At 71.4% G+C, this 19583-nt stretch carries 16 protein-coding genes; 10 read left to right on the top strand and 6 right to left on the bottom strand.

All coding sequences use genetic code 11. The annotated features are described in order from the left end of the window. Window positions 1–83: 83 nt before the first annotated feature. The 3 genes from OHT77_RS00080 (at window position 84) to OHT77_RS00070 (ending at window position 4368) form a co-directional block, all read left to right on the top strand. A complete protein-coding gene (locus OHT77_RS00080; protein WP_328825774.1) occupies window positions 84–1604 on the top strand; it encodes an MFS transporter in 1521 nt (506 codons plus the stop codon). A 259-nt stretch (window positions 1605–1863) separates the two neighbouring features. Then, on the top strand, window positions 1864–2787 hold the full coding sequence (locus tag OHT77_RS00075) for an RNA polymerase sigma-70 factor (RefSeq protein ID WP_328825773.1): 924 nt from the start codon (window positions 1864–1866) through the stop codon (window positions 2785–2787). Window positions 2788–2943: 156 nt separating this feature from the next. Next, a complete protein-coding gene (locus OHT77_RS00070) occupies window positions 2944–4368 on the top strand; it encodes an MFS transporter (RefSeq protein WP_328825772.1) in 1425 nt (474 codons plus the stop codon). 108 nt (window positions 4369–4476) lie between these two features. On the opposite strand, the gene OHT77_RS00065 is transcribed toward OHT77_RS00070, so the two are convergent. Beyond that, a complete protein-coding gene (locus tag OHT77_RS00065) occupies window positions 4477–5382 on the bottom strand; it encodes an aromatic prenyltransferase (RefSeq protein ID WP_328825771.1) in 906 nt (301 codons plus the stop codon). 271 nt (window positions 5383–5653) lie between these two features. On the opposite strand from OHT77_RS00065, the gene OHT77_RS00060 reads away from it, so the two are divergent. The 3 genes from OHT77_RS00060 (at window position 5654) to OHT77_RS00050 (ending at window position 8549) form a co-directional block, all read left to right on the top strand. Further along, on the top strand, window positions 5654–7111 hold the full coding sequence (locus OHT77_RS00060; protein WP_328825770.1) for a DUF6851 domain-containing protein: 1458 nt from the start codon (window positions 5654–5656) through the stop codon (window positions 7109–7111). A gap of 77 nt (window positions 7112–7188) precedes the next feature. Further along, window positions 7189–7545, top strand: coding sequence for a hypothetical protein (locus OHT77_RS00055; protein WP_328825769.1), 357 nt, complete (start codon window positions 7189–7191; stop codon window positions 7543–7545). 350 nt (window positions 7546–7895) lie between these two features. Then, a complete protein-coding gene (locus OHT77_RS00050; protein WP_328825768.1) occupies window positions 7896–8549 on the top strand; it encodes a sigma factor-like helix-turn-helix DNA-binding protein in 654 nt (217 codons plus the stop codon). A gap of 113 nt (window positions 8550–8662) precedes the next feature. Here OHT77_RS00050 and OHT77_RS00045 read toward each other — a convergent pair whose 3' ends face one another. From OHT77_RS00045 to OHT77_RS00030, 4 genes are all read right to left on the bottom strand, one after another. Further along, entirely contained in the window at window positions 8663–9898 is a 1236-nt protein-coding gene (locus OHT77_RS00045; RefSeq protein WP_328825767.1) for an NAD(P)/FAD-dependent oxidoreductase, read from the bottom strand. A gap of 336 nt (window positions 9899–10234) precedes the next feature. After that, the gene (locus OHT77_RS00040; protein ID WP_328825766.1) at window positions 10235–10708 is read right to left on the bottom strand and encodes a carboxymuconolactone decarboxylase family protein; all 474 of its coding nucleotides are present in this window, start codon (window positions 10706–10708) and stop codon (window positions 10235–10237) included. 191 nt (window positions 10709–10899) lie between these two features. Then, entirely contained in the window at window positions 10900–12507 is a 1608-nt protein-coding gene (locus OHT77_RS00035) for a sodium/solute symporter (protein ID WP_328825765.1), read from the bottom strand. Then, the gene (locus OHT77_RS00030) at window positions 12504–12902 is read right to left on the bottom strand and encodes a DUF485 domain-containing protein (RefSeq protein WP_328825764.1); all 399 of its coding nucleotides are present in this window, start codon (window positions 12900–12902) and stop codon (window positions 12504–12506) included. The genes OHT77_RS00035 and OHT77_RS00030 overlap by 4 nt, the downstream gene beginning before the upstream one ends. A gap of 460 nt (window positions 12903–13362) precedes the next feature. Here OHT77_RS00030 and OHT77_RS00025 point away from each other — a divergent pair, with 460 nt between their 5' ends. From OHT77_RS00025 to OHT77_RS00010, 4 genes are all read left to right on the top strand, one after another. Further along, complete coding sequence (locus OHT77_RS00025) at window positions 13363–13680, top strand: helix-turn-helix transcriptional regulator (RefSeq protein WP_328825763.1); 318 nt, start codon at window positions 13363–13365, stop codon at window positions 13678–13680. Further along, window positions 13677–15185, top strand: coding sequence for a helix-turn-helix domain-containing protein (locus OHT77_RS00020; RefSeq protein ID WP_328825761.1), 1509 nt, complete (start codon window positions 13677–13679; stop codon window positions 15183–15185). The genes OHT77_RS00025 and OHT77_RS00020 overlap by 4 nt, the downstream gene beginning before the upstream one ends. Continuing rightward, the gene (locus OHT77_RS00015; RefSeq protein ID WP_328825760.1) at window positions 15185–15748 is read left to right on the top strand and encodes a transcriptional regulator; all 564 of its coding nucleotides are present in this window, start codon (window positions 15185–15187) and stop codon (window positions 15746–15748) included. Before OHT77_RS00020 ends, OHT77_RS00015 begins: the two co-directional genes overlap by 1 nt. Window positions 15749–16206: 458 nt before the next feature. After that, window positions 16207–16404 (top strand): hypothetical protein, encoded by a 198-nt coding sequence (locus OHT77_RS00010; RefSeq protein ID WP_328825759.1) that lies wholly within the window; start codon window positions 16207–16209, stop codon window positions 16402–16404. A gap of 74 nt (window positions 16405–16478) precedes the next feature. On the opposite strand, the gene OHT77_RS00005 is transcribed toward OHT77_RS00010, so the two are convergent. Next, window positions 16479–18968, bottom strand: a complete 2490-nt coding sequence (locus OHT77_RS00005) for a DEAD/DEAH box helicase (protein ID WP_328825757.1) — start codon at window positions 18966–18968, stop codon at window positions 16479–16481. Between the last annotated feature and the right edge of the window lie 615 nt (window positions 18969–19583).

Raw genomic sequence — 19583 nt, 5'->3', positions numbered from 1 at the left:
CGCCACCCCGTGTCTCGTCCTAGGGGCGAGGCCTCGAGCCCGTTCGCCAAATCGCCGGATTACGGAACAAGGAGAAGATGATCATGGCAGCACAGAGCGCAGCCGCCACGGCTGGGCCGAGCACGGGGGCGGCCGCCGACGCACGGCGGCGGTGGCTGATCGGCGCCGTCATCTGCACCGCCTATCTGATGGTCGGCCTCGACCTGACCGTCATGAACATCGCCCTGCCCTCCGCGCAGCAGGCGCTGGACTTCAGCAACGCCGACCGGCAGTGGATCGTGACCGCCTACGCGCTGCCGTTCGGCGGTCTGCTGCTGTTCTGCGGCCGGCTCTCCGACCTGATCGGCCGCAAGCGGGCCTTCCTGATCGGCCTGCTGGGCTTCGCGGCCGCCTCCGCGGTGGGCGGCGCCGCCACCAACTTCGAGATGCTGGTGACCGCCCGTGCCTGCCAGGGCGCGTTCGCCGCACTGCTCTCGCCCTCCTGCCTGGCCCTGCTGGCCACCACCTTCACCGACCCCAAGGAACGCGCCAAGGCCTTCGGCGTCTTCAGCGGCGTGGTGGCCAGCGGCTCGGGTGTGGGCCTGATCATCGGCGGGGCGCTGACCTCCGGTCTGAGCTGGCGCTGGTGCATGTACGTCAACCTGCTGCTGGCCGCCGTCGCGTTCTTCGGCGGCATGGCACTGCTGCAGGACCAGCCCAAGTCCGGCGCCCGGATGGACATCCCCGGCGTGCTGCTCGCCTCGGCCGGCATGTTCGCCGTGGTGCTGGGCTTCTCCAACGCGCACAACGGCTGGGGCGAGACCTCGACCTGGGGCTTCCTCGCCGCCGGCGCCGTCCTGCTGGTCGCCTTCTCGGTCTGGCAGACCCGCGCCGCCCACCCGCTGCTGCCGCCCCGGATCGTCCTCAGCCGCACCCGCGGCGCCGCCTACTTCACCGTGCTCCTGGTCGGCATCGGCTTCTTCGGCATCCTGATGTTCCTCGTCTACTACATGCAGACCATCCTGGGCTACTCGGCGATCACCTCCGGCTGCGCGCTGCTCCCGATGATCGCGATCACCCCGGTGGGCACCAGCGTGGGCGCCATCAAGCTGCTGCCCAAGTTCGGCCCGCGCCCGCTGATCACCGGCGGCCTGCTGATCAGCGCCGCCGGCATGGCCGGCCTGACCCGCATCGACGCCGACTCCGCCTACGCCACCCACATCCTGGGCCCCGTCCTGCTGGTCGGCATCGGCATGGGCCTCATCTACGGCGCGGCGCTGAGCGCGGGCACCTCCGGGGTGGCCCCGCAGGACGCGGGCATCGCCTCGGCCGTCATCAGCACCGGCCAGCAGCTCGGCGGCGCCATCGGCACCGCCCTGCTCAACACGATCGCCGCCACCGCCGCCACCGACTGGCTCGCCGGCCACGTGACGGGCACCCCCACCGTGCAGGACCTGCACCTGGCGTCGATCCACGGCGACACCCGGGTGTTCTGGTGGTGCACGGCCATCTTCGGCCTCGGCGCGGTCGTCTCCGCCCTGCTGCTGCGCGGCGGTCCGCTGCCCGCACCGGCCGGCGCCCCCGCCCCCAAGCCGTCCGAACAGGCCGAAGCGGCCCGCTCCTGACCGACGGACCCGCACCGGCTCCCTCCAGCGGCCGGCCCCCGCCCGGATCATCTCCCGGGCGGGGACCGGCCGCTTCACCCTTCCCGCTCGGCTTGCGCTACAGCCGTACTCGAAGCCCCCTGGAGGGCGCGGGACGCGCCCTGGTCCCGCCCCTAGGGTGAGAATCCGCCCCGGCACAGGCCCCGGCCGCCGGGCCCCGGCCCCCCAAAAAAACCAGCCCCCAGCCCCAAGTCTCCACGGCTTCAGGGAGGAGATCGCGGTGACCCGGATCGAGGAGTTCGAGGAACTGCGGTCCCTGCTGTTCTCCATCGCCTACCGCATCCTGGGCAGCGTCAGCGAGGCCGAGGACGCCGTCCAGGAGACCTGGCTGCGCTACGACGCCTCCCCGGCCAGCCCCGCGTCGGTGAAGTCCTTCCTGTCGGCCGTGGTCACCCGCGTCTCGATCGACGTCCTGCGCTCGGCCCGGGTACGGCGCGAGCAGTACGTCGGCCCGTGGCTGCCCGAACCCCTCCTCACCGACCCCTACGAGGACCCGGCCCGCTCGGCGGAACTGGCCGACTCCGTCTCCATGGCGGCGCTGATCCTGCTGGAGCGGCTGTCCCCGCTGGAGCGTGCGGTGTTCGTGCTGCGCGAGGTGTTCGCCTTCGACTTCCCGGCGATCGCCTCGGCGGTGGGCCGCTCCCAGAGCGCCTGCCGCCAGCTCGCGGTCCGCGCCCGCCGCCACATGGCCGCCGAACGCCCCCGTTTCGAGGCCGACCGCGCCGAGCGCGACGAACTCGCCGAGCGGTTCTTCTGCGCGCTGCGGGAGGGCGACGTGGAGGGCCTGCGCGAACTGCTCGCCGCGGACGCGCAGATGGTCGGCGACGGCGGCGGCAAGACCCCGCAGCTGGCCAGGGCCGTCAGCGGCGCCGGCAACACGGCCCGCCTGCTGGCCTCGGTGGTGCCCGCGCTGGTGCGGGTGGAGGTGACGCTGGAGCCGCGCGAGATCAACGGCCAGCCCGGCGCGATCTTCCGCGACCGGGAGGGGAGAGTGCTCACCGCCTGGACGCTGGACGTCCTGGACGGCCGGATCCAGGCGATCCGCTCGGTGACCAACCCCGACAAGCTCGCCCACCTGGGCCCGGTCGCCGACGCCTGGGCCCTCAGCCGCGAGGCCAGCAGAGCCCGCCGCACCCCGCACTGACCCCCCCCCAGGCCCCCGCCGCCACCCTCTTTTTTCTTACGCCTCTCCGCCCGCGCGGAGGGGCGTTCTGCTGTGTCCTGCCTGTTCTCCTTCCTCGTTCTGTTCTCCTTCCTCGTCTTCCTTGTTTTCCTTCTTCGCCTCGAAAGGGGTCTGCCGGTGACCACGGATGCCTCGATCACGGACGCCTCGGCGCGTCCTGGTCCCCAGGAGTTCATCGACCGCGGTCCGATGAGCCGCCGGCAGTGGCTCATCGTGATCCTGGGCCTGCTGATGATGGTGGCCGAGGGCCTCGACGCGGTCGTCGCCGCCTTCGTCTACCCCCGGATCGAGAAGCAGTGGGGTGTCGGTGACGGCGCGGTCACCGCGACGGTGACGCTGAGCGTGCTGGCGATGGTGGCGGGCGGTGCGGGGGCCGGCCCGCTGGCCGACCGCTACGGCCGCCGGGGTGTCACCGCCGCCGGTGTCGCCGTCTTCGGCCTCGGCACGGCGGGGATGGCGTTCACGCACGGCATCGGCGTCTTCGCCGGGGTGCGGATCGTGGCCTGTCTGGGGCTGGGGGCGGTGCTGCCGACGATGATGGCGCTGGTCGCGGACTGGACGCCGGCCGGGCGGCGGGGCCAGACGGTCGCGCTGGCCTTCGCCGGGGTGACGGCCGGCACGACCGCCGGCGGGATCCTCTCCTCGGTCCTGATCCCCGCCCACGGCTGGCCGGTGCTGCTGCTGGTGTGCGGGCTCGCCCCGCTGCTGCTGGTCCCGGCGCTGCTCGTGTTCGTCCCGGAGTCGCTGAGCGTGCTGGCCGCCCGCGGCCGGCCCGCCGCGGACGTGCGCGGGGCGCTGCGGGCCGTGGTGGGGGAGCGGGACGTGTCCGGCGTGGACCTGGAGCGGGCCGCGCCCGCCCGGGGCCCGGTCGCACGGACCGTCCTGTCGGGGGAGGCGGCCCGCACCACGGTCCTGCTGTGGCTGTGCTTCCTGGCGGGGCTGGGCGTGGTGGGCCTGATCCTGAGCTATCTGCCGCTGCTGGCCGAGCGCACGGGCCTGACGTCCGCTCAGGCGGGGGTGGCCGTCGCGGTGTTCGGGTGGGGCGGCCTGCTGGGACAGCTCGCGGTCTCCTTCGTCCTGCGGCGCCTGGACCGGTTCGTGGTGCTGGCCGTGCTGTGGGGCGCGGCCGTGCTGGGCCTGGCGGCCGCGCTCCTGTGGGCAGGGCAGTTCGCGGGCCTGCTGGCCGGGGCGTTCGTCCTGGGGCTGTGCCTGCCGGCGGCGAACTCCGCGCTGCAGGTGATCGCCGCGCTCGCCTACCCGCCGGCCGTGCGCGCCACCGGCATCAGCTGGGCCAACAGCGCCGGCAAGCTGGGCCCGGTCCTCGGCGGCCTCGCGGGCGGCCTGATGGCACACGCGGGCTGGAGCCTGGGCACGGTGCTGACCGTCCTGGCGGTGCCCCTGGCCCTGTGCCTGCCGGCCGTACGGACGCTGAGGGCCCGCGCCCGCCGGCACCGCACCGCCGCCCCGCACACCACCACCGCCCGCCCGTTGCCCGCACCCACGCCCGCTCCGGCTCCGGCGTCCGCGCCGGGACAGGTGTGAGCCCCCGGCACACGGCAGACGGCACGCGGCACGCGGTACGTAAAAGGCGGGCCCCGCCCCCTCGGCCAGAGGGCGGGGCCCGCCTTTTTTTGTGTGCCCGGGCCGCTGTCAGGTGCGGCCGAGCAGTCCCTTGGCCTCCACGGAGCCGTCGCTGATCTGGTAGTACGTCTGGAGCTTGAAGTACTCCCCGCCGGCGTACGACGCCACGTTGTACAGGCCCTTGCCGACCGGCCCGTAGGTGTGGGGGGCGCCGAGCGCGAACCGCTCCACCCGGGGGTCGGCGCCGAAGCGGGCGGGGAGTTCGCGGACGTCGGGCAGCAGCGCGGCGAAGGTGATCCGCTGGATGTCGGGGGAGTCCCAGTTCAGGGTCGTGTAGATGCCGCCGGCCTGGGCGGCGTGGCGCAGCATCGTCTCGCTGGGCTCGGGCAGGCCGATGTCGCGCATCATCGCGCGCACGGTCTCCGGCTCGCGGCAGGCGGCCGGCGCGCCGAGGAAGTAGACGTTGATCGTCCTGCTGGGGTAGTCGATCCCGACCATGCTGATCTTGTCGTCCAGGCCGTAGCGGGCGTAGAAGCCGCTGTTGAGGCCCAGGCTGCGGGGCATGGAGGGGACGTCGTCGAGGTCCGACAGCTTCTGCAGGTCGTCGACGGGGAAGAACGTCCAGGTCTTCTTGAAGCCGCCGACGAGCCCGAAGTCGGCGCCGTGGCAGGGGATCGGGAACCGTTCCTCGAGGTCGGCCAGCAGCGAGCCGACGGGGTGGTCCGTCTTCGGGGTCAGGGAGTGCGCCACGGCGTGGGCGTAGGGGTCGAAGCCGTGGGGGAACGCGGTGAAACGGCAGTCGACGTCCCCCGTGTCACGTGTCGCCACCCGGAACGCGATCACGGCCTGCGGGATGAAGGACGCGTAGGCGGTGAGGACGGGCCAGACCCGTTCGCGTGAGGGCGTGATGTCCAGCAGCCCGGCCGTTTCCTCCATGACGGAATAAAGATTCTCCAGCTCCGCTGTCCCGCTCATTCATCGTCCTCCGATGCTCATATTCATATCCCGGTCCATGAAAGCATCGGCGCCCGAAACTCCCCCTGTCAAGATATTAGCTAATCTTTCCCCTCGGTATCGGGTGAGGCCGGTAAATGCAGCGGGTTTCCACCGTGCCTCGAGCGGCTGCGGATACTCTCGATGGGGTGGAATGCGGAATTCCCGGACGGAATTCGCGACACGGACCCGCTGCCTGCATAAATCAAAAATCATGAATCGCGAACCAGGAATCAGGAAAAGGACACGACCCATGACGACGTCCGGCCCCTCGCCCGCCGCACCTTCCGCCGCCCCGAAGGTCGCCTTCGACTTCGACCACGGCAACTTCATCCGGGACCTGATCACCACCAACGGCGGCGGCGGTTTCCCCCCGGCCGAGGCCATCGCCCCCGGGGACACCCCCGTCTACACCTGGATCACCCTCCAGTTCCAGCTCGCCTGGTTCGACGCGCTGGCGCCCTATCACCCCACCGCCCAGGGCGTGCACTCCCGCATCGCCCGCCGGCCCGCCGGGGAGTCGGCCACCAACCGCAACAAGAACATCGCCGGCCTGTACGCCTCCTACCAGGTCGTCAAAGCCGTCTTCGAGGAACGCGCCCCCGTCATGCGGATGGCGATGACCGCCTTCGGCCTCGACCCCGACGACGACTCCCGCGACCCGGCCACCCCCGTCGGCATCGGCAACACCGCGGGCATCGCCGTCGTGGCCGCCCACCACGACGACGGCATGAACCCCCGCGGCGACCGGGGCCGCGCCTACCACCCCCGCCCCTACGCCGACTACACCGGCTACGCCCCCGTCAACACCGCCTACGCGCTGACCGACCCCACCCGCTGGCAGCCCGCGCTGGGCCCCCACCAGCGGCGCGTGGGCGGCGGACCGGGCGACAAGGGCGTCTACACCGTCCAGCAGTTCCTCACCCCCCAGCTGCGGCTGGTCACCCCCCTCACCTACCAGGACCCGGCCGCCTTCCCCCTCGCCCCGCCCGCCCACCTCGACCCCGCCGCCCCGGCCGCCTACCGCGACGCGGTCGACGAGGTCCTGGCCGCCTCGGCCGCCCTGAGCGACGAGCAGAAGGTCAAGGCCGAGTTCTTCGAGCACTCACCGGTCTCCCTCACCTGGGCCCCGCGCGCCGCCGCCCTCGCCCACGACCTGGACCTGGACGGCTGGGCCCATCTCTTCGCCACCACCGCCCTGGCCCGCTTCGACAACCTCATCGCCGTCTGGCACCACAAGCACGCCCATGACGCGGTGCGCCCCTTCAGCGCGGTCGGCCACGTCCACGGCGAGGCCCCGGTCACCGCCTGGGGCGGGCCCGGGCAGGGCACCGTCACCGACCTGCCCGCCGACCAGTGGAGCGGCTACCTCCCTCCGGGCAGCCACCCCGAGTTCCCCTCCGCCTTCACCGCCCTGTGCTCCGCCCAGGCCCAGGCCGCCCGCCGTTTCCTCGGTGACGACATCCTCGACTGGACCCACGCCATCCCCGCGGGCACCGCCCAGACCGAACCCGGCCTGGTCCCCGCCGACGACCTGAAGCTGACCTGGGAGACCTGGACCGCCTTCGAGAACGACTGCGCCGCCAGCCGTGTCTGGGCCGGCGTCGCCTTCCCCGCCACAGTCCAGGACTCCATCCCCTTCGGCGCCCAGTTCGGCGACCTGGCCCACGAGTTCATCCAGCGCCACATCGACGGGGACACCGGGCACTGACCCCACCCCTCTGTCCCGGCGGCCGGTGGGGATCACGGACGCGCCGGGGCACGGCCCGCAGGAGAGGAAGACAGCCGATGAGCGCCGCCCCGCCCGCCCCCGCCCGTCACGCGCACACCGCCGACCTCGTCTCCCGGGCCCGCACCGAGGCCCTCGCCATGACCGCCCCCTCTCCCGCTCCCGGCCCGGACTCCGTTCCGGGCCTCGGCTCCGGCGGCGGGGGTGCGGGGGCCGGGGCAGGGCGCGGCCCGATTCCCGGTGAACTGGCCGCCCGCGCCCTGCGGGCCCACAGCACGCTGGCCCAGGGCCTGGGCCGGTCCATCCCGGTCACCGGCCTGGAGCCCGGCGGCGGACCCCGCGCACTCGCCGCGTTCCTGGCGGTCTACGCCGCCCAGCACACCCACCGGACGCCCGCCCCCCGCACGGCGCCCTGAGAACCCAGGCCTCCGTGCACGCCCCACCCCCCGGGGGCGCGCACGGACCCGCGGGGCGCTCACCCCCTCCAGGTGGCCGCCCCGCACGAACCGCCGCGCCCGCCCGTCCCGAGCCTCCCCCCGGCCGGCGGGCGGGCGCGCCGGTCCCCGCCCCGATGTCACGCGCACCGGGACCGTCTCGTCTCGTGCACGGCAGACACACCGAGTGCGGGCGGCCGGCGGGCGTACGGGCGGCGGGCGCAGGGCGCGGGGGAGGAGAACCGATGCCACCGCGCGGGGGCGGTGCCCCTCCCACGGCGAGCAGGAGGCGGACGCCGTCCGCCACGTCCACGAAGGAGGGAGGAACCCGGGTGAGCCGGACCGAAGAGTTCGAGGAACTGCGGCCGCTGCTGTTCTCGATCGCCTACCGGATCCTGGGCAGCGAGAGCCGGGCCCACCACGCCGTCGAGGAGACCCGGCTCGGCTACGAGCGGGCCTCGGCCGTGCCCGCGTCGCCGAGGGCGTTCCTGTCGGCCGAGGTCACCCGGATCGCCCGGGCCGCCCGCCACCCGGCCCCCGCACCCCCGGCGCCGGCGGCGGCCGTACTGCTCCTGGAACGGCTCTCCCCCCTGGAGCGCGCGGTCTTCGCCCTGCGGGAGATCTTCGGATGCGGCACCGCGCAGATCGCGTCCGCGGTGGGCTGCTCGGAGGCGGTGAGCCGCCGCCTCACCGCCGCGGCGACGGCACCGCCCGCCGCCGCCGGCGGCCCGGCCCCGTACTGGCCGGACCGGCTCGCCGGCGCGGACCAGATCGCCCGCGTCCTGGCGGCCGTCGTCCCGGCCCTGGGCCGCATCGGTGTCACCATGCGGCCCGGGGAGGTGGACGGCGGCCCCGGCGCCGTCTTCCACGACCGCAACGGCACGGCCCTGGGCGCCCTCGCCCTCGGCATCCTCGACGGACGGATCCAGACGGTCCGCTGGACAGCCGCCCCCGGCGACTCCGGCGGCCGGAACACGGCGGCCTGACACCCCCTGCCCACGGCCCGCCGCCGCGCCCCCGGAACGTGCCTTGACACGACGGTGCGGCAGCCCCCTTGCCCGGGGGCTGCCGCACCGTCGTGTCCGCGTGCCCGCGGACCTCACACCCCGCCCGCACCCGCTTCCGTGGCGTCGGCCACCAGGTCGCTGAGATCGAGGTCGAACAGCCCGCCGGCCCGCCCGCTCAGCCCGGAGATCAGCTTCACGAAGTCGACCTGCGCGTCGTTCTCCTGGCCGGGGTCGTTGATCTCCTGGGCCAGGTTGAAGTAGAACCCCTTCGTCTTCGACCGGTCGTAGAAGCCCTCCACGAACTTGCGGATGTCGTGGAAGAAGTCCTGGTACGCGGTCGAGTACCGGTCGAGCGCCTTCTCCTCGATCTGCGGGTTGTGCAGGATCGTGTCGACGACCTTCGACAGGGTGCTGCCCGCCAGCGTCGCGAGCGCGACCCCGGTGGAGAACAGCGGGTCCACGAAGGCGGCGGCGTCCCCGACCAGCACCCAGCCGTTGCCGTGGAAACGCTCGTTGGTGTACGACCAGTCGCGCGCCGAACGGTAGCCCGCGGCCTGCGTCGCGTCCCTGAGGATGTCCTTCAGCTTGGTGGTCTGCGCCATCTCCGACTCGAAGAGGTCCTCCAGCGACTTGTCGCTCCCGCTGGCGACGTCCGACCGCGTCACGTAGCCGACGCTGAAGACACCCTTGTCGATCGGGATGCCCCAGAACCAGCCGTCCCGCGTCCCCTCGATGAGGATGTTGCTCCACTCGTCCCCGGGCAGCCGGTGGCAGTTGTCGAAGTACGTCCACACCGCGACGTTGCGCAGCTGGTCGTTCCAGTTGACCGCGGAGAACTTACGGCCCAGCACCCGCGCCTGCCCGGAGGCGTCCACGACCAGCGCGGCCCGCGCCTCGTGGGTGCCGCTGAGGCCGCGCAGCGCGTAGCGGACGCCCACGACACGGCCGTCCTCCTCCAGCGGCTCCTTCACCGTCGCGTCCTCCACGACGAACGCGCCCAGCTCCCGCGCCCGGTCCAGCAGCAGCGCGTCCAGATCGGCCCGGCGCGTGTGATAGGCGTACGGGATACGGCCGCCGGTGGTGAACGAGAAGTTCCACGGAACCTCGTTGTTGCCCCACACCAGAGTTCCGCCGTATTTGCGCTCGAACCCCTTCGCCTCCATACGCTCGGTCAGACCGAGTTCCTCCATCGGCACCATCACACCGGGAATGAGGGACTCCCCGACGTGATAGCGCGGGAACCGTTCACGGTCGAGCACGAGAACACGGTGGCCGCGCTTGGCGAGAAGCCCCGCGGTGGTCGCACCGGCGGGCCCGCCGCCGATCACGATTACGTCGAAATCCTCAGTGACCCCAAAAAGAGTGGGCGACATGCGAGACCTTCCCCAGTCATGGATTCGGCCGTACCCGCGGGGCGCGTGACCTTCAACTCCCGCTCCCGCAGAGCACGTTCACCCATCAGCGTGCGGGCAGCCCACCGGCACTGTCATCGCCGAGATTGCTCAGTGCGAATCCCAGCGCGCCTGCAGCGAAACCCCGCCCCGCCCCCGCCCGCTCCCCGTCCCCGCACGCCCGCTCCCCGTCCCCGCACGACAGCGCCCCGTCCCCGCACGACAGCGCCCCGGGCACCGCACGACGGTGCCCGGGGCGCGGCGGCACGACTGTCAGTGGGGCTGGCCCGCCTCGTACCCGCCCGCCGGCTGACGGGTGATCACATTCCCCCGGTTGAACGCGTTGATGATCGCGATCTGCGCCACCAGGGCCGCCAGCTGGTCCTCGTCGTAGTGCTTCGCCGCCCTGGCCCACACCTCGTCCGGCACCCCGCCGGCCGCGTCCGCGATCCGCGTCCCCTCCTCCGCCAGCTCCAGCGCCGCCCGCTCGGCCTCGGTGAACACGGTCGCATCCCGCCACGCCGCCACCAGGTTCAGCCGCAACGCCGTCTCGCCCGCCGCCGCGGCCTCCTTGGTGTGCATGTCCACACACCCGCCGCAGCCGTTGATCTGGCTGGCCCGCAGTATCACCAGCTCCCGGGTCGCGGCCGGCAGCGTCGACTCCGCGAGCGCCCCGGCCGCGGCGACGATGTGCTTCATGGCCTTGGCCGCGACCGGACTGGCCATGACGTTCAACCGGGCTTCCATGCCGCACTCCTGTGTCCTCGTCGATACGCGCACCCCCACCGCGGGGGAGGGCGTCTGACCTGCCGTCAGATGCCCACGAGTGTGATGTCCGCCCACCGCCCCGCCAACGCGACACCCCCGACGGCACCACCCCGTACCCACGCACAGACCACAGCCGGCCCGGTCACCCGCCCCGCGGACAACCGGCCCGGTCACCCGCCCCGGGGATACGGCGGCCCGGCCAGCAGCACCGGCTCGACCGCCTCGTAGCGGTTGCGCTCCCGCGCCGCCGCCCGCCGCCCCGACACCAGCGTCCCCACCACCCCGCACAAAAACCCCGCCGGCACCGACACCAGAGCGGTCGTCGTGAACGGGAACCAGTTGAAGTCCGCCCCGGGGAACGCCGACTGGGGCGAGCCGGAGACCAGGTTCGTGCCGGTCATCAGGACCAGGACACTGACCGTGCCGCCGATCAGCGTGCACAGCAGCCCGGCCCGCGTGTAGCGCCGCCAGAACAGCCCGAACACCAGCGCCGGCGCGATCGCCGACGCCCCCAGACAGAACGACACGATCGCCAGCGGCTGCAGACTGCGGTGCTGCGCGGCCACCGCCAGGGCGATCACCGGCACCCCCACCCCCAGCGCCGACAGCCGCGCCAGCGCCATCTCCCGCAGCGGCGCCGTACCCGAACGCGCGATCACGTCGTGCGCCAGCGAGTTCGCGCACGCCAGCGTCATGCTCGCCACCGACGCCAGCAGCGTCAGGAAGATCGCCGTGGTCACCGTCGTGAACAGCAGACCCTCCGCCCGCGACAGATCCGCCCCGAACGCGGCCCGCGCGCCCAGCAGATACGCCGTGTTGCCCCGCGGATCCGCCGCCGCCACCGCCCTGCCCCCGATCAGCGCGGTCGCCCCCACCGCCACCACCGTCATCACCGCCATGAACAGCGCCACCGCCGACACCGCCCACGACATCGCCCGCCGCACCTGCCGCGTACTGCCCGCCGTGTACATCCGCATCGTCACATGCGGCAGACACGCACCCCCCAGCACGATCGCGCACTGCGTGCTCACCATGTCCAGCGCCGGATGCCGCCCGCCCGCGAACTGCAGCCCGTAGCGCAGATACCCCGGCCCCGCCCCGCTGTTGCGCGCCGCCGACTCGAACAGCGTGCGCGGACTCCAGCCGAACGTGTGCAGGATCAGAGCGGCCACCACCAGCCCCGAACCGAGCAGGATCACCGTCTTCAGGATCTGGATCAACGCCGTCCCGCGCATCCCCCCGATCGCCGCATACGTGATCATCAGCGCCCCCGCCCCCACGACGCACCCCGTACGCATCGCACCGTCGGAGAACCCCAGCACGAACGCCAACAGCTGCCCCACACCCGCCAGTTGCACCACCATCATCGGCATCAGCGCCGCCAGCGTCACCGCACACGCCGTGATCCGCACCGCCCGCCCCGGCATACGCCGCCCCAGCACGTCCCCCATCGTGAACCGGCCCGTGTGATGCAGCGGCTCCGCCAGCAGGAACATCAGCAGCAGCAGCGACAGCAGCGTGCTCAGAGCCAGCACCACCCCGTCGTACCCGCACAGCGCGATGATCCCGCCCACCGTCAGCACCGTCGCCGCCGAGATGTAGTCACCCGCGATGGCCAGCCCGTTGCGCAACGGCGACAGGAACCGGTACCCGGTGTAGAACTCGTCCAGGTCCTCCCGGTCCGGCCCGGTGATCACACACAGCAGCAGCGTCAGCGTCACCACACTGCAGAACGCCACCAGCGACCAGGACTGCGCCGGACCCCCGAAGTCCGTCACGGCAGCGACCGCCCCTCACGGCCCGCCCGCCGCACCCGCCGCGCCAGCGGATCCACGAACCGCCGCGCCGTCAGCTCGTAGAACACCACCGCCAGCCACGTCACCGGCAACTGCACCAAAGCCAGCAGCAGCCCGAACGGCAGCCCGCCCGGCGCCGGCCGCGTCATCAAGGACGGCACCCGGACGGTCAGCGCCAGGAACACCGCGAAATACCCCAGCGCCGCCAGCGCCGCCACCCGCCGCTGCCACCGGCACGCCCGCCGCAGCAACCGCAGATCCCGGTGCGCCCCGGCCCACGGCCGCACCCGGCCCGTCGCCCACCCCGGCGCCACCGCCGAGGCATGCCGCCCGGCCCGCTGCGCCGGCGGCCGTAACTCGGAGCTGTCGGAAGACATCCCAAGATCTCCTAGAGGGTCGTGGGCCCCACAAGGCACGGACCGCGAGAAGCAGGGGGAAACGGCCCGGTCATCGCACGCTATGCGGCACCCGCACCCACCGCAGCCCTTTCCGACGAACTCCCTGATGAAACCTTCAACCGCCTCTGACCTCGGATGTTGCGGATGAGGAGAGGGGGGCGGGGGAGCACGGCAGTGCCCTGTGGGCCCCGCCCGGCACGCTGACGGCCGGTCCACCGCCCGACTGCCGGGAAGCCCTACCGGCCTGTCGACACGCAGGACGAGGAGACATGGACGAGCACGGCCACGGCTGGAGGCCGACGACGCGGATTCGGCCGACCTGCACGCCCTGTACCGCCATACCTGACAGCTGTGCCACTTCCTCACCGGCCGCTGACTGCACCTGATGAGAGGATTGCAATATTCGCATCAATAGTGCGCATCTTGTATACTTCTCGCTATGAGCATGGCCCTGGACGAGCGGCTGAGGTCGGCGATCGCCGCGCTCCTGCACGCGACAGGCGAGTCGCAGGCCGATCTCGCGGCCGCACTGAGGGTGAGTCAGGCGCAGGTGAGCCGCCGTCAGTCCGGAGCAGCCGCCTGGAGCCTGACCGACTGCGACATCGTGGCCGCACACTACGGAATCGACGTACTGGAACTCCTGGCCGGCCCCACCCGGGCCACGGAGTCCCTGCCCGCGCAACGCCGCCGACCGGCCCGCCGCACAGCAGCCCGCACCCGCCGGACTGCCGCCGTGCAGGAGGGGGGAGCCCGATGACGGACTTCGAAGCGATCGACGCCCTGCTCGCCCGAGCCAAGCAGGAAACACCCCTGCCACCCGTCGAAGAACGCCGCCCGCTGCGGGAGGCACTGAACGTCTCACGCGCCCAGCTCGCACAAGCCCTGGGCGTCGCCGCGTCCACGGTCGGGGGCTGGGAGTCCGGACGCGACCCGAGCGGCGAAGTGCGCGAGAAGTACGCGTACTTCCTCAACGGAGCCCGCACCAAGCTGGACACCGCCGCAACGGCCGACGCAGAACCTGCCGTCGAACCCGCAGAGGAGTCGGCGGAAGCCGACGAACCGGCCGACCTCGACGACGTCGACGAACTGGCCGACCCGCAACCGTGCGTACTGTGCGGACAGCCCGCCCACCACCAGGTCGAAGGATTCCCCCAGCACCTGGACCCCACCGACTGCGGCCCTGCCCCGACAGCCCCGGCCACAGAGCCGGCCGGGCATCCCGAGGCACAGCCACCCGCGGCCACGGACAGGCCGGTACGGCAGGCCGGACGCAGCGTGAAGGTCGTGCCGGTCGGGCGCCGCATGCAGAGCGCCGACACCCCGGACCCGATCACGTCCACCGTCACCGCCGTCCTCGCCGAGCACGCCGGCGATACCGAAGCGGCCACCGCGGCACTGGTGAAGCGGGCGATCCCGGACGCGATGCAACTGCTCGACCACACCCGCAAGGGCGGCCGCTACGACATCGTCGCGCACCCGTGGCTGCCCGACGTGCTGCGCAAGCAGACCGCGCGGGGCGCCGACCAGGTGTGGGAGGCCCGCCCCAAGTGGAACCGGCCGGAGCTCCCACCCGGCGAGCACGAGGTGACCGCGCTGGACGTCAACGGCGCCTACTTGAGCGCGCTCAAGACGCATCTGCCGCTCGGCCAGCTGGAACACTCCACCGGCGGTCACCACGACCGCCGCCGGGCCGGCATCCACCTGATCACCCCGCCCGCTTGGGACCACGACCAGGTCCTGCCCAACCCGATCGGCAACCGCGACGAAGCCGGCCCGCTGTGGGTCACGGAACCGACCCTGCGCCTGCTGCAGCGGCTCTCCGGCCCCAAGTACGCGCTGTGCGAGCCACCGGTGATCCACGAATCATGGACATCGGGCGCCACCGAAGGCCTGCTGGAAAAGTTCCGCATCACCCTCAAGGACGCCCGCGACAAAGCGATCGCCGACGGCGACGACGTCACACTCGAATACGTCAAGGCCATGTACTCGAAGTTCGTCTCGACCATGGGGGAGTCGAACTACAACCGGGAGCTCTACCGCACCGACTGGATGCATTTGATTCGTTCCCAGGCCTTCGCGAATTTGTGGTGGAAAGCCCATCGCGCCTATGAAGAAGGCCTTATGGTGGTACGTGCGATGGGTACCGACGAATTGCACGTCATCGGTGAATGGCGCGCCGTCTTCACCGAGGGACGCGGCCTGACCGAGATGGAACCCAAAGACACTTACACGGTCGGCACCACGACGGAAGAGCAAGCCTGATGCCAGAGCGCAACGTGGACTTCGGCAAGTTCGGCGCCATCGGCATCAAAGGCCACCAAGCCGTCGGCCGCCAACTCGACGCCCTCGCCGGCTACATCGCCACCCCCGTCACCGCCCAGCGCGGCCTCCTCGCCCGCCTGCACTACCTCACCCGCACCGACCACGCCCGCGCCGCCGCCCGCGCCGCCGGCCTGACCGTCACCGACCGCACGCTGCAAGCCTGGCTCAACGGCAAGCGCCAGCCCCTGAAAAAGAACCTCGAAGCGATCGAACAGGCCTACCGCACCGTGCGCCGCGAGAACGTCGCCCGCTACCTCCTCGCCCGCCTCAACCGCGGCACCCGCGTAGAGATCCACCCCCTCAACCAGTCCCAGGTGGACCGCCCCCACCAGCGGACCCTGGAGTTCCGGACGATGAACGTCCGCAACTGGGACCAGATCGTCGCCGCATGGGCGGCCGGCAACGACCAGCAACTGGACGACGCATGGGTCGACAAGGTCATCGACCTCGGCTCCCAATGGGGCCAGTACGAGTACGTCACCAACATCGGCTTCGCCGCCTGACGACCCCAAGGCCCTCGCGCCTACGACGATGCGCCGATGCCCGGCAGTTCACTGTCGTCCTCCGCCCAGCTGTTGACCCATCCACAGCAAAAGCAGGCCCATCGTCCGCTGACCCCAGAGAACTCCGCACCGCACTGCCGACAGCCGGTGGTGGTGATGCGCTCCCCGCCAAGGAACGCGGCAGAGAAGAGTAAGGGGCGTCCCGGCCTTGTACGCGACAGATCGAGGCTGGGAGCACGTACAGGGCTCGATGACCCTGGGATCCACCAGGGTGACAGTCGATCACATGATCAATTTCGATGAGTTCGGGAGCCACTACAACCGTTGTCAAGCCTTGCGGAACGGGTCGAAGACCTTGGCGGGGAGTGACGCGCATTGTGAGACTGGCAGCCAGCCGCGAGAGCGTCTCCGAGACAGGCGCCAGCGGCCGAACATCACCAGTCGATCAGGGAGTTCAGATGCATCTGCGCAAGCGTGCACTGGCCGTCATGTTCGTGACCACCGCGGCCTTCACTGCCCTCGCCCCTCAGGCCATAGCCGCCCCCATGCCCTGGGAGACCAGCAAAGCCCCCACGACCGTCACCCACCACACCTCCACGGCGACCAGCGACAGCAGCACCGTCACCGTGCTCTGCGGCGGCAGCTGCTACGAGTAGAGGGACACGCCGAGCACCCCATGCCAGGACGACGAGTCCGACGCGCCGCCGCCCAAACTCCGAGCCGTCCCGCATCACCCCCCACCCTCCAGCGCCCACTCCAGACCGAGCACGGCCAACTGCGCCCGCCGCTCCGGGCTCAACTTCCCGACCCGGCGGCGGGTGTTATCCAGGAACGCCCCGAGCTTGTGCGACTCGCCGTCCACGACTTCGACGTGCTTGCGGCCCGGCCGTAGATGGCCCTCGCGGGCATGGAACTGCTGCGCCGCCGCGAGGTTGGCGGCCCACCGGGCATCCTGCGACCGGGCCACGCCCACGACCGGCTCACCCTCGCCCGCGGGCTCGACTCCAAGCGCGGCCAGGAGGTACTGCTGCGCGGGCATCAGCCGGTCCCACCCGGTCCGCTGCCCGGCGAGCCACACCCCCAGGTCCTCGCCCTGCACGATCAGCTGACCCGGCCCGGCAGGGAGTGCGCCGCCGGTCTGGACATGGGCGAGGGCGAGCCGGTAGCAGCGCTGCCACCCGATCTCCCATACCGGGCACCACCCCGGATCCACGTCCGTGAGAGCCTCCTGACGGCCCACTGACAGCTCACCACCGGCCGGGACGTCCGCTTCCCCCGCCTCGCGCCGTGCGGCGTTCCCTGCCGCTTTACGGGCCGCCGCGCGCTGATTCTTGGCCCACACCCCGAGCGGAAAGTCCTCCCAGACCACCGAAGCGGCGGGCAGGAAGTGTCCGTGGACATCGGCATACGAGCGGGCGACGGCGAGGCCCGTCTCCCACGCGGACGCCTGCACCGACCACACCATCCCCAGCGCCTCCAGCTCGACAACGCGGGAGGCCTCCAGCACCCCGACCGCGTAGTACCGACGCTGATCCGCCACCCACACCCCCAGCGGATGCCCGCCGATCGCCGGCCAGTCCACCGGGGTCACGTACGTGTACGGCACCCGCAACTCGCTGCCGCCGGACTCACGCCGCCACCTGGTCGCCGCTTCAACGCCCCGCCGCCAATACGCGGCCTCCGGATCGATCACCCGCAGCCGCACGAACTGCGTGAGCACGGCGGGATCGCGTTCCTCGCTGAACCGGAGCACTCCGGCCGCCGCCGCGCCCACCCGCACAGCGTCGTCCTGCTCCTGGCCGTCCTCGTCCTGGTCGCGGTCGACGTCCTCGCCGACCACCGAACGGCTGTTGCGCAGGCGGGGATCAGCGAGCGCCTCGATCGTCTCCGAGTCGTGCGCCCGCAGCGCCCCGAGGATCTTCGCGAGGGTCCCGTAGGCATCCGAGGTCAGTAGTTCGTTCGCGTCCTCGTTTTCCCCGAGGAATACAGGAACGATCAAGGTGGCGAGTTTCCCGACCCCGGGACGCATCCGCAGGGCACGTCCGACCATCTGCACGATATCGACCATCGAGCCGCGAGCGTCCGCGAAAAGAACCGCATCACACTCCGCTGTGTCGACACCCTCACCCAAAACCCGGACCGAGGAAAGCACCCGCAATTCAGCGCGCACATCCCGACCCTCGAATTCCGTCCCGCCGAGGAAGTCAGACGCGAATTCGGCCAGCACATTGCGGCGGTGCACGGGCGCATGCTCGCCGTACAGCCACTCCGACCAGACCTGTTCGGCCGGCGGAAACATCTCGGGGTCGTCCTCGGCAAGCCGAGCCGCTGTCACCGGCACCGCGGCCGCCATCGCCTCCGCCTCCCCAACCCGACTGTGGAAGCTGAGCACCCGCCGGAACCGCTCCTGACTCGCAGCCCGCATCAGGCCCGTCTGCACGGCCGCGAGCCGCGCCCCGCGTACGGCGTCGGAACCGGTCGCCTCCGTGGTCAGCGCGGCGTACAGCTCGGGATCATGGATGTCCAAGCACAGCACCTGATAGGGCGCCACCAGCCCCATACGGATCGCCTCGGACAGCTTCAGCTTGTACGCGACCGGCCCGAAGACCTCGGAGTCCTCATCCATGGACGCCACCATGCGCGGCTGGTCACCCTCCGCCTCCCACACCCGAGCCGTGGCGGTCATGTACAGCCGCCGCACAGCGGGAACCTGCGCCTGGTCGTGCACGGCCGCCCACGGCTTCAACCCGTCGCCACTGACCCGGTGCGCTTCGTCCACGACCATCAGGTCCCACACGGGCAGACCCGCAGCGTGCGCGCGCTGGAGGGTGCCCATGCCGACCGAGGCGTACGTTGCGAACACGGTGACGGTCTCGGGGCCGGCCGTCCACGCGACGAGTTCATCCGGGTCGGTCGTGCACGGCACACCCTGGCTGTCCGCACCCCGCAGGGAGCACACCCCGATCATCGCGCCGCGACGCCCTCCCTCCCGCCAGGCGGCAGCCATCTGCAACAGCAGATCCAAAGTCGGCACCAATACCAGTACCCGGCGTGCCGAAAGCCGATTCGCCGACTCCACACCGATCAGGGTCTTACCGGAACCGGTAGCCGCGATCACTTGAGTCCGCAGGCCTTCCGGGGGGATACCCTTTCCTGATTCCTCTGAGAGATTCCTCAGTACCGAATCAACGGCTTCAATCTGATGCGGACGAAGAACCATACGCGTCATCCTGAATCCATTTCCCGCACCATTCGTGGCACGTCTTGAGAGAATATGGAGCTGAGATCTCAGCCGAATCGATGCCGGAGAGGTACTGAACCATCATCCCAGAACCAAGCCGGACGTCATAAGTGACGCACGCCAGCGTCCGGAGTTGTGTAGAAGTGCTCGTCCTTGATGCCTGTTCTCGTCGGACGCGGGCACCGGTAAGGCTGGAGGTGCATCAGTGTCCAGACGATCAGGAATGCATGAACCGCCAGCTTGGACCAAACCGGGGGCTCGATGGGTCACCTGGATGTGTTGGCCGATGTTGCTCCTGTGCGCCGGCCTGACGGTGTGGCAGATAGCCGAAAGGGCTGCAGGGCGAGCCCTCTACCCAGCTTTCATGGTGGTCGTCTTCGGTGGACTACTGATCTGGAATCGAGCAAACCGGCACCGCGGCCTGTAGCCAGCCGCTTTTGCAGGGCGAGGGCGCGGAGCGCACTGGCCCTGTCCGGGTCCGGCCGGAGGCCGGATCCGGGACCGGATCGCGGAGCGAGCCGGTGACCGGAACAGAGTTCCGGTCTTCCGCGCGGAGCGCGGTGAGTGCCGCGTAGCGCGTCGCTGTCGCAGACG

Source organism: Streptomyces sp. NBC_00252 (genome assembly GCF_036187565.1).
Lineage (GTDB): Bacteria > Actinomycetota > Actinomycetes > Streptomycetales > Streptomycetaceae > Streptomyces.
This window is presented reverse-complemented; position numbering and strand designations above follow the sequence as displayed.

What these genes read in the sequence shown, in the direction of transcription:
- OHT77_RS00055 (WP_328825769.1), top strand. Translation starts at nt 7,189, where the DNA reads ATGAGCGCCGCCCCGCCCGCCCCCGCCCGTCACGCGCACACCGCCGAC.
- OHT77_RS00010 (WP_328825759.1), top strand. Translation starts at nt 16,207, where the DNA reads ATGCATCTGCGCAAGCGTGCACTGGCCGTCATGTTCGTGACCACCGCG.
- OHT77_RS00015 (WP_328825760.1), top strand. Translation starts at nt 15,185, where the DNA reads ATGCCAGAGCGCAACGTGGACTTCGGCAAGTTCGGCGCCATCGGCATC.
- OHT77_RS00060 (WP_328825770.1), top strand. Translation starts at nt 5,654, where the DNA reads ATGACGACGTCCGGCCCCTCGCCCGCCGCACCTTCCGCCGCCCCGAAG.
- OHT77_RS00040 (WP_328825766.1), bottom strand. Translation starts at nt 10,708, where the DNA reads ATGGAAGCCCGGTTGAACGTCATGGCCAGTCCGGTCGCGGCCAAGGCC.
- OHT77_RS00025 (WP_328825763.1), top strand. Translation starts at nt 13,363, where the DNA reads ATGAGCATGGCCCTGGACGAGCGGCTGAGGTCGGCGATCGCCGCGCTC.
- OHT77_RS00080 (WP_328825774.1), top strand. Translation starts at nt 84, where the DNA reads ATGGCAGCACAGAGCGCAGCCGCCACGGCTGGGCCGAGCACGGGGGCG.
- OHT77_RS00020 (WP_328825761.1), top strand. Translation starts at nt 13,677, where the DNA reads ATGACGGACTTCGAAGCGATCGACGCCCTGCTCGCCCGAGCCAAGCAG.
- OHT77_RS00005 (WP_328825757.1), bottom strand. Translation starts at nt 18,968, where the DNA reads ATGGTTCTTCGTCCGCATCAGATTGAAGCCGTTGATTCGGTACTGAGG.
- OHT77_RS00065 (WP_328825771.1), bottom strand. Translation starts at nt 5,382, where the DNA reads ATGAGCGGGACAGCGGAGCTGGAGAATCTTTATTCCGTCATGGAGGAA.
- OHT77_RS00030 (WP_328825764.1), bottom strand. Translation starts at nt 12,902, where the DNA reads ATGTCTTCCGACAGCTCCGAGTTACGGCCGCCGGCGCAGCGGGCCGGG.